General features: G+C 73.7%; 8 protein-coding genes. 2 read left to right on the plus strand and 6 right to left on the minus strand.

From position 1 onward, the window contains the following. Positions 1-611: class F sortase (locus tag RWM17_RS08930; RefSeq protein WP_314102842.1), on the plus strand; the 611-nt coding region annotated here is incomplete at its 5' end. A gap of 248 nt (positions 612-859) precedes the next feature. Here the strand turns inward: RWM17_RS08930 and RWM17_RS08935 are convergent. The 3 genes from RWM17_RS08935 to glsA form a co-directional block, all read right to left on the minus strand. Beyond that, a complete protein-coding gene (locus tag RWM17_RS08935; RefSeq protein ID WP_314102843.1) occupies positions 860-2,416 on the minus strand; it encodes an Ig-like domain-containing protein in 1,557 nt (518 codons plus the stop codon). Positions 2,417-2,684: 268 nt separating this feature from the next. Then, a complete protein-coding gene (locus tag RWM17_RS08940) occupies positions 2,685-3,257 on the minus strand; it encodes a YdeI/OmpD-associated family protein (protein ID WP_314102846.1) in 573 nt (190 codons plus the stop codon). Positions 3,258-3,330: 73 nt separating this feature from the next. Continuing rightward, on the minus strand, positions 3,331-4,326 hold the full coding sequence (glsA, locus tag RWM17_RS08945; RefSeq protein WP_314102848.1) for a glutaminase A: 996 nt from the start codon (positions 4,324-4,326) through the stop codon (positions 3,331-3,333). 64 nt (positions 4,327-4,390) lie between these two features. Here glsA and RWM17_RS08950 point away from each other — a divergent pair, with 64 nt between their 5' ends. Beyond that, positions 4,391-4,897, plus strand: coding sequence for a GNAT family N-acetyltransferase (locus RWM17_RS08950; protein ID WP_314102850.1), 507 nt, complete (start codon positions 4,391-4,393; stop codon positions 4,895-4,897). 31 nt (positions 4,898-4,928) lie between these two features. On the opposite strand, the gene RWM17_RS08955 is transcribed toward RWM17_RS08950, so the two are convergent. The 3 genes from RWM17_RS08955 to RWM17_RS08965 all read right to left on the minus strand — a co-directional run bounded on the left by RWM17_RS08955 (position 4,929) and on the right by RWM17_RS08965 (position 9,330). Beyond that, positions 4,929-5,693: a ThuA domain-containing protein gene (locus RWM17_RS08955; RefSeq protein WP_314102853.1), complete on the minus strand. Its 765-nt coding sequence runs from the start codon at positions 5,691-5,693 to the stop codon at positions 4,929-4,931. Continuing rightward, positions 5,690-6,907, minus strand: coding sequence for a Gfo/Idh/MocA family oxidoreductase (locus tag RWM17_RS08960; RefSeq protein ID WP_314102856.1), 1,218 nt, complete (start codon positions 6,905-6,907; stop codon positions 5,690-5,692). The genes RWM17_RS08955 and RWM17_RS08960 overlap by 4 nt, the downstream gene beginning before the upstream one ends. 212 nt (positions 6,908-7,119) lie before the next feature. Beyond that, entirely contained in the window at positions 7,120-9,330 is a 2,211-nt protein-coding gene (locus RWM17_RS08965; RefSeq protein WP_314102859.1) for an NADP-dependent isocitrate dehydrogenase, read from the minus strand. Positions 9,331-9,679: the final 349 nt, after the last annotated feature.

Consider the following 9,679-nt stretch of genomic DNA (forward strand, 5'->3'; position numbering starts at 1 on the left):
GGCTCGGGGTCGCCGCCGTCCTGGTGCTGACGGGGTGCGCGTCGGGCGAGGCCGAGCCCTCGCCGTCGAGCCCGCCGCCCGGGGAGGTGAGCGAGGCGCCGTCGTCCCCGGCGCCTCCTTCGACGCCGTCGCCCACGGCACCGGCGCCTGCGCCCGTGGTCGGGATCGGGGCAGAGCCCGCCCGCGTCTCGGTGCCGGCCATCGAGCTGGACGAGCCGCTGATCGGCCTCGGGATCGCCCCGACCGGCGCCATGGAGGTGCCTGTCGACGCCGACGAGGTCGGCTGGTTCACGGGAGGTGGACGTCCGGGAGGCCGCGGGCCGACCGTGATCGCCGGCCACGTCGACTCGACGTCGGGGCCGGCGGTGTTTTTCCGGCTGTCGGAGCTCGTGCCGGGCGACGAGGTGACCGTGACGACCGTCGAGGGCACCGCGGGGCGCTACGTGGTGGACGAGGTCGTCGACGTTCCCAAGGCGGAGTTCCCGACCGCGCGGGTCTTCGGCGCCCAGCCGACCGACCAGCTGCGACTGATCACCTGCGGCGGCGTGTTCGACTCGGGCTCGGGCCACTACGACCAGAACCGCGTCGTCTTCGCGTCGCCTGCGGCCTGAGCCGGTCGCCACACGCGCGGCGCCGTGCCGCCTCCGGTTCCGTCGAGGGCGGGTCAGCGTCGTCGAGGGCGGGTCAGCGTCGTCGAGGGCGGGTCAGCGCCGACCCGCCCTCGACACGGATGACCCGCCCTCGACGAGAGGGAACCTGCGGACAATGACGCGGAGGCCGACGCCGGAGGGCCGGGCCGCGTGTGCGACCCGGCCCTCCGGCACTCTGCTGCCTCGCGAGGAGGCACCTTCGTCGACGGTCAGCGGCGACGCGCCCGACGGTGCGCCGTGACGACGAGCGCCGTCCCGACCGCGGCGAACAGCAGCGCGATCAACGCCGGCGCGAGGGGCTCGTCACCCGTGAACGCGAGCGACGAGTCGGACGGGCTCGGCGACGACGGCTGGCGCGTGGGCGAGGCGGCGGCCGGCGTCGCACGCGTCACCGGGGTGACGGCGGTCGCGGCGGGCGTCGTCGTCACGGGCGTCGTCGTCACGGGCGTCGTCGTGACAGGCGTCGTCGCGACGGGCGGGGTCGTCCCGGCAGGCAGCGTCGGGATCGGCGGCGTCGTCACCGGCGGCGTCGTCACCGGGGGCGTCGTCACCGGAGGCGTCGTCACCGGGGGCGTCGTCACCGGCGGCGTCACGACCGGGGGCACGTCGACGCCGTCGGCCTCGCCGCCCGCGCTGGCCTGGCGGGTGACCGACTGGGCCGGGAACGACTGGGGCGTCGCGCCCTCGGTGCGGGCGAGCACGGTCACGGCGCTGTTCGAGAAGCTCTGCGCCGCGCCCGTCCCCGTGGCGGCGGCGAAGTCGACCGGGGCGACGAGGCGGTAGAAGTGACCGGCCGGCGCGGTCGGCCACGTCACCGTGACCTGGCCGGGGGTGCACGTCACGGAGGCGGCGGGGACGGCGAGCGCCTTCGACGAGCCCGGCACGTAGAGCCCGCGGGCGTCGGCCTGCCGGTCCTGGAAGCTCAGCGAGCCACAGGCGAAGGTCCAGGTCTGACCGGCCGGACGCGTGTCGGTCGTCGTCGCCGTGGCGAACGGGCCGACAGGCGTGTCGATGCGGTACTCGAGGGCGCCCAGCGGGTTCGTGCGCCCCTGGTCGGCCCGGGTGAAGACGCCGTACTTCGAGGCGTTCAGGTGGCTGCCGACCGGCCCGACGGGCGTGACCTGGGTGGTGAAGGCCGCGCCGCCCTCGACGACGGAGGTGAAGGGAGAGGTGACGCCCGACGGGGTCGTCGTCGAGTCGAACGACGACTCGATGAAGGCCGAGCCGCTCACGTTCATGTGCGTCTGCACGAAGTCCGTGAAGGTCACCACGAGACGGACGCTGGCGACGGCGCCGTTCGCGGCGGCCGTCTTGACGACCACGGCGTTCGCGACGACCTCTCCGCTCGCGAGGTCGAGCACGGGGAACTTCTCGGGCAGGTTCGTGAGGCGCGGGCTGAGCAGCACGGTGAAGGAGTCACCGGCGACGGCGCTGGCCGGCACGGTGAAGTCCAGCGTCGTCTTGACCTGCGCGCCCTGCTCGGGCGTCGTCGGGGTCACGGCGATGTCGGTCACGGCAGCGGGCAGGTTCGTGCCGGGGGCGACGGCCGCGGCGGACACGTCGGCAGCCGTCGGGACGGCCGCAGACGCAGGGGCAGCCACTCCGAGGGCGAGGCCCCCGGTCGCGAGCGCCAGGGCGACGGCCGCGGCGAGGCCCGCACGGCGACGAGGCCGGTGCAGGGACGAGGAGGCGAGGGGCGCCTCCTGCAGGAGGGTCGGGTTCGGGAGGAGGCGCGGATCGGCGACGATCCCACGGGTTCTGGGCATTCGGGTGCTCTCTGTCGGGGCCCGCTCGGGTGTGGCGACGGCGCGACGAGCCCGTGGACACGCCGGTGGGTGGCCGACGAGACGTTCGGGTGGGGCTCGGCGCGGCTGCTGCCGCGGGACGGTGAAATTTAACCCCCCGGACGGGGGGACGGGCCCGTCTGTCGTCCGATGCTCACCCGTATCGACGCCGAATCCACCCGTAGCGGGTGGCCGCCGGGGCACGGACGAGTGCGCGGGCGCACGGCTCCGACCCGCACGTGCCCCGACGTCAGCGGTAGTGCTGCACCCCGCGGGCCGCCTTCTCGACGACGTCGCGGACGCGGGCCGCCCGCACCGCAGGGGTCTTGATCGACGCGAGCCGGAAGAACACCCGGAACCGTTCGGTCTTCGTCAGGCCGTCGAAGAACGCGGCCGCGGCCGGGTCGGCGTCGAGCGCGGCCCGCAGGTCGTCGGGCGCGACCGCGTCGCGTTGCCGGTACGCGGCGTCCCACCGGCCGTCGGCCTTCGCGCGCTCGACCTCGGCGAGCCCCGCCGGCTGCATCCGCCCCTCCGCGACCAGGCGCGCGACATGCTCGCGGTTGACCTGCGACCACGGGCTGTTCCGGCGTCTCGGCTGGAACGCGGTCAGCATGTAGTCGTCGTCGAGCCGCGCGTTCTGCCCGTCGATCCAGCCGTGGCAGAGGGCGACGTCGAGCGCCTCGGACCAGGTCATGCCGGGGGCGCTGCTCGTCTTCTTGCGGAGCTTCAGGCGCACGCCGACGACGTCGTCGGTGGCGGCCAGCCACTCGCCCCACTGCTCGACGGTGAGGTCGAGCACGGGCTTGTCGGCGACGCTGACCATGGAGCGAGGGTAGCGGCGGCCGCCGACAGAGCGCGACGGGCGCCGCAGCTCAGCGACTCGGCGGCCCAGCGGCTCAGCGGGGCTCGCTGTCGAACGAGTGCAGCCCGAGCTCGCGGCTGAGCCCTTCCATCAGCGCGGCCCCCCGGACGCTCGTGCCGAGAGCGTCGAGGGGCGGGCTGTACGACGCGGCCCCGAGACGTCCCGGCGCCGAGAGGACGAGGGCGCCCGAGACGCTCGACTTGGCGGGCACCCCGACCTGCCGCATCCACTGGCCGGAGCCGTCGTAGACCCCGCAGGTGGCCATCACCGACACGACGTCGCGGGCGACGGCGGCCGACACGACCTGCTCGCCGGTCACCGGGTTGCGTCCGCCGAGCGCGAGCGTCGCGCCCATGACCGCGAGCGCCTCGGCGTCGACGAGCACGGCACAGGCGCGGGCGTAGGCCGAGACGGCGTCATCGGCCCCGACGTGCAGGGTGCCCTCCGAGCGCATCAGGTGCGCCAGGGCGTGGTTGCGGTCGCCGAGCAGCATCTCCGAGCCGGCGACGTCGTCGTCGACCTCCAGCGGGCGGCCCGCGAAGGCGACGAGGCCGCGGAGGGTCCGCTCCGCACGGCCGTCGGCGTCGCCCCCGTCGACGAGCGCGGCGGTCAGCAGGGCCCCGGCGTTGACCATGGGGTTCGGCGGACGGCCGGTGCCCCCCTCGAGCTTGATCGCGTCGAAGGCCTCGCCCGTCGGCTCGATGCCGACCGCGTCGATCGCGGCGCCGTCGGTGTCGGCGAGCGCGAGGGCGAACAGGAACGGCTTGACCGCCGACTGGATCGAGAACGCCTGTCGCGCGTCGCCCGCCGCCGTCACGGAGCCGTCGCGCCGCACGAGCGCGATGCCCAGCCAGCCCGGGTCCGCCTCGGCGAGCTGGGGCACGCTGTCGTCGACCTCGCCGCCGTCCACGTCGCGGACGCCGTCGAGCAGCGCGGCCAGCCGAGCGCGCAGGTCGTCGCCGTGCTCACCGCCGACCCGTCGCGGGGAGGTGGCCGAGGAGGCGCGGGTCGAGGAGTCGGGATCGGTCACCCGCCCATCCTCCCGCGCCTGCTGCCTCCGGGCCCGGCCGAGCGCGATCGGCCAGACTGGGCCGGTGACCACCCCGCACGACGCCGTCGAGATCCGCGCCCTGCCCTACGACCACCCCGACGTGCAGCAGCTCGTGGAGGGGCTGCAGCAGCTCTACGTCGAGCTCTACGGCGGACGAGACGACAGCCCCATCGACCGGTCCGAGTTCGAGCTGCCGCGCGGCACGTTCGCCGTCGCGTACGACACGGCGGGCGGGACGGCGGTCGAGGCGCCGGTGCCGGTCGCGATGGGCGCGTGGCGCCTCCTGCCCGACGGTCGCGCCGAGCTCAAGCGCATGTTCGTGCGGCCCGACCGGCGGGGGCGCGGGCTCTCGCGGCTCGTCCTGGGCTGGCTCGAGCAGTCGGCCCGGGAGGCCGGGGTCGTCGACATGGTGATCGAGACGAACACGGTGCACGCCGAGGCGATCCGGCTCTACGAGTCGGTCGGCTACGCGCCGATCTCCGCCTACGGGCACTACGCCGACGAACCAGGGACCGTGTCGCTCGGCCGCCCGCTCGCCGAGCGCGACTGACCCAGGACCGCCCGACCGGGCCCGCACCTCCTCAGCCCTGCTCGAACCAGCCGCGCGGGTGCATGTCCGCGGTCAGGTCGCGCCGCGCCTGCGTCGGCCGCGCCCAGCGCACCCCGTTCGCCAGCACCCGACGGATCTCGGGCTGGTGGTACACCGGGTACTCCTGGTCGCCGGGCGAGAAGTAGAACAGCTTGCCGAGCCCGCGCCGCCAGGTCGCTCCCGAGCGGAACACCTCGCCGCCCGTGAACGTCGACAGGAAGATCAGCTCGTCCGGCGTCGGGATGTCGAAGAACTCGCCGTAGGTCTCCTGCTCGGGGATGACGAGCGGGTCGGGCACGCCCTCGGCGATCGGGTGCGTCGGCGCCACGGTCCAGACGAGCTCGCGCTCGGCCTCGTTCCGCCAGCGCAGCGAGCAGGTGGTGCCGAGGAGGCGCGTGAACGGCTTCGAGTAGTGCCCGCTGTGCAGCACGATCAGCCCCATGCCCGCCTGCACGTGCCGCACGACGCGCTCGACGACCTCGTCGGCGACCTGGTCGTGGGCGATGTGCCCCCACCAGAGCAGGACGTCGGTGCTGGCGAGACGCTCCTCCGTGAGGCCGTGCTCGGGATCGGCGAGGGTGGCCGTCGAGACGTCGACCTCGTCGCCGAGCAGCTCGACGAGGCCGTCGGCGACGGCGCCGTGGATGCCGTGCGGGTAGTTCCGGGCGACCGTCTCGTCGCCCCGAGTCTCGTGGACGTTCTCGTTCCAGACGACGACCCGGGTCCGGACGGTCGTGCCGGTCGTGACGTCGCTCATCGGACGCCTCCCTCGGACTCGGTGCGCACGCCCGCGTCGACGTGGTCCTGCGGCACCTCGACCTCGCGGCCCTGCTCGGCCGAGGCGTAGATCGCGTCGACGACACGGCTCCGGTGCAGCGCGTACTCGCCGTACCGGCCCTGGTAGCGGGCCTCGCCGCCCGCGGGCGCCGCGCCTCCTGCGGGCTGCCCGCCCGGCTGCGTCGACGCGCCCGACCGCACCGAGGCGATGAACCCCTCGATCACGGTGCGGTGGTGCCCGGCCGGCACGTGCACGGCGGGCCGGGTCTCGGCGGGCTGCCCGAGCACGTCGGAGTAGAGGGTGACCGTGCCGTCGGTCGCGTAGTCGTCGACGTGCAGGCGGGCGCCGCCGGTGGCGCCGAGCAGCTCGACCTCGATGTCCTCGTGCACCTTCGAGTACGAGGCCCACGACGCCTGCAGCTGCAGGCTGCCGCCGTCGTCGAGACGGAGCAGGGCGCTGGAGAAGTCCTCGACGTCGAAGGCGGACCCGGTGGGCGCCGACGAGACTCCGTACACCCGGCCGCCGCGGCCGGCGGCGCCGAGCACCCCGTAGGCGACGGCGGACACGCTCGTCACCCGCGGCTCGCCGAGCAGGTGCAGGGCGATGTCGAGCACGTGCGAGCCGAGGTCGATCATCGGGCCGCCGCCGGACGCCCCCTTGTTCGTGAACCACGAGCCCATGCCGGGCACGCCGGCCCGCCGCATCCAGCTCGCGCGGGCGTGGTAGACGTCGCCGATCGGGCCGTCGGCCAGCCAGTCGGCGAGGAACGCCACGTCGGCCCGGCGCCGGTGGTTGTAGGCGACCTCGAGCACTCGGTCAGCGTCGCGCGCGGCACGCACCATCTCGGCGGCGAGGTCGCCGGTGGTCGCGAGGGGCTTCTCGCAGAACACGTGCTTGCCCGAGCGCAGGGCCGCCATCGCGATCGGGTGGTGCAGGGCGTTGGGAACGCCGATCGAGACGACGTCGAGGTCGTCCATCGCGACGACGTCCTCCCAGTCGGCGACGAGGCGCTCCACGCCGTAGGCGCTGCCGAGCTCGTGCAGGCGTGCCTCCTCCTGCCCCGCGAGCGCCACGACGCGGGCGCCCGGCAACGACGAGAACGCCTCCAGGTGGGTCGAGCCGGCGAAGCCGAGGCCGATGACCCCCACTCGCAGCTCTGCGGTGTCGGTCGGGCTGGTCTGGTCGGACGTCATCGTTCCCTCTCGTCGTGCGGCGCTGCTCGCGGTGCGTGCTGGTCCGGCGGCCGTCCGACGGACGCGACGCAGCGCCATCCCCTCCACCGTACACAGCCGCGGGGACGGCAAATGCCGACCGGCGAGGGTCGACACGCCGCTCACGTCCTTCGTCACGTGGCGTGTCGCACCCTCACGGTCGGCATCTGCGGGCGAGCCGCGGCCGCGCGCTGCTACAGCGTCGCGAGCGCCGCGTTCAGGGTCGCCGACGGCCGCATCACGGCCTCGGTCGCGGCGGCGTCCGGGTGGTAGTACCCGCCGATCTCGACGGCGGTGCCCTGCGGGGCGATCAGCTCGGAGACGATCGTCTCCTCCTGTCCGCCGAGGGTCGCCGCGAGCGACGCGAACGCCGACGCCAGCTCGGCGTCGTCGGTCTGCGCCGCGAGCTCGTCGGCCCAGTACTTCGCGAGGAAGAAGTGGCTGCCGCGGTTGTCGATCGAGCCGAGCTTGCGACCGGGCGACTTGTTCTCGTCGAGGAACGTGCCGGTCGCGCGGTCGAGGGTGTCGGCCAGCACCTGGGCGCGGGCGTTGCCGGTCGAGGTGGCGAGGTGCTCGAAGCTGACCGCGAGGGCGAGGAACTCGCCGAGGCTGTCCCAGCGCAGGTAGTCCTGGTCGACGAGCTGCTGCACGTGCTTGGGCGCCGAGCCGCCGGCTCCGGTCTCGAAGAGGCCGCCGCCGTTGATCAGCGGCACGACGGACAGCATCTTGGCCGAGGTGCCGAGCTCCATGATCGGGAACAGGTCGGTCAGGTAGTCGCGCAGCACGTTGCCGGTGACGGAGATCGTGTCCTCGCCGCGGCGGATCCGCTCGAGCGAGAAGGCCATCGCGTCGACCGGCGACAGGATCTCGATCTGCAGGCCCTCGGTGTCGTGCTCGGCGAGGTAGCCGCGCACGAGCCCGATCAGGGTCGCGTCGTGGGCACGGGTCTCGTCGAGCCAGAAGACGGCGGGCGTGCCGCTGGCACGGGCGCGGGTGACGGCGAGCTTGACCCAGTCGCGGATCGGGACGTCCTTGGTCTGGCACGCGCGCCAGATGTCGCCGGTGGCGACCTCGTGCTCGATCAGCACGTCGCCGGCCTCGTTCAGCACGCGGACGGTGCCGTCGGCGGGGATCTCGAAGGTCTTGTCGTGCGATCCGTATTCTTCGGCGGCCTGCGCCATGAGGCCGACGTTCGGCACGGAGCCCATCGTCGCGGGGTCGAAGGCGCCGTTCGCACGGCAGTCGTCGAGCACGGCCTGGTAGATGCCGGCGTAGCTCGAGTCGGGGATGACCGCGAGGGTGTCGTGCTCCTCGCCGTCGGGGCCCCACATGTGGCCCGAGGTGCGGATCATCGCGGGCATGGAGGCGTCGACGATCACATCGGACGGCACGTGCAGGTTGGTCGTGCCCTTGTCGGAGTCGACCATGGCGAGGTCCGGCCCGTCGGCGATGCCCTGGTCGAAGGCCGCGCGGATCTCGTCGCCGTTCGGCAGCGAGGCGAGCCCCTGCAGGATCCCGTTGAGGCCGTTGGCGGGGTCGAGCCCGGCCGCGCGCAGGTCGTCGCCGTACTTCTCGAAGACCTGCGGGAAGAAGGCTCGGATCACGTGGCCGAACAGGATCGGGTCGCTGATCTTCATCATCGTGGCCTTGAGGTGCACCGAGAACAGGACGCCCTCGGCCTCGGCCCGGGCGATCTGCGCGGCGAGGAACTCGTGCAGCGCGGCGACGTGCAGCACGGTGCCGTCGACGACCTCGCCGGCGAGCACGGGGATCGACTCGCGCAGCACGGTGGTCGACCCGTCGGCGCCGACGTGCTCGATGCGCAGCACGTCGTCGGCGGGGAGCACGACGGTCTTCTCGTTCGAGCGGAAGTCGTCGACGCCCATGGTGGCGACGTTCGTCTTCGAGTCCCCGGTCCAGGCGCCCATGCGGTGCGGGTGCTTCCGCGCGTAGTTCTTGACCGAGAGCGGCGCACGGCGGTCGCTGTTGCCCTCGCGGAGCACCGGGTTGACGGCGCTGCCCTTGACCTTGTCGTAGCGGGCCTTGACGTCGCGCTCCTCGTCGGTCGAGGGCGAGTCCGGGTACTCCGGAAGGTCGTAGCCCTGGCCCTGCAGCTCGCGGACGGCGGCCTTCAGCTGCGGCATCGACGCCGAGATGTTCGGCAGCTTGATGATGTTGGCCTCGGGCGTCTTCGCCAGGGCCCCCAGCTCGGCGAGCGCGTCGCCCTGTCGCTGCTCGTCGGTGAGCCGCTCCGGGAACTGGCTGATGATGCGTCCGGCCAGCGAGATGTCGCGGGTCTCGACGTCGACCCCCGCGGTGCGGGCGTACGCCTGGACGATGGGCAGGAACGAGTAGGTCGCCAGCATCGGCGCCTCGTCGGTGAGCGTGTAGATGATCGTGGCCATGCGGCAGGTGCTCCTCTGGTGTCGCGCGTGCGTGCGGTCGCCCCCACGGTACTCGGCGGGGGTCTCTCGACATCAAGATACATGCCCTCTCCGACGGTCCCCTGAGGGGCGGGCGACGGGGACGCGAGACCCTCGAGGAGGCGCAGAGGACGACCGCAGGAGGCGCGGGCCGGCTCAGCGAGGCAGCGGCGGCTCGATCACGCGCGAGGTCACCGACACGACCACCTCGGCGCCCGAGCCGCGCCCTGCCCTGTCGCGCAGCACCGCGGCGACGCGGGCCAGGGTGTCCGGCGTGGCCTGCCCGACGTCGGTGGCGACCGAGGCGGCGACGGTCAGCACTCCCCCGGTG

The sequence above is a fragment of the uncultured Frigoribacterium sp. genome (assembly GCF_963515265.1).
Taxonomy (GTDB): Bacteria; Actinomycetota; Actinomycetes; order Actinomycetales; family Microbacteriaceae; genus Frigoribacterium.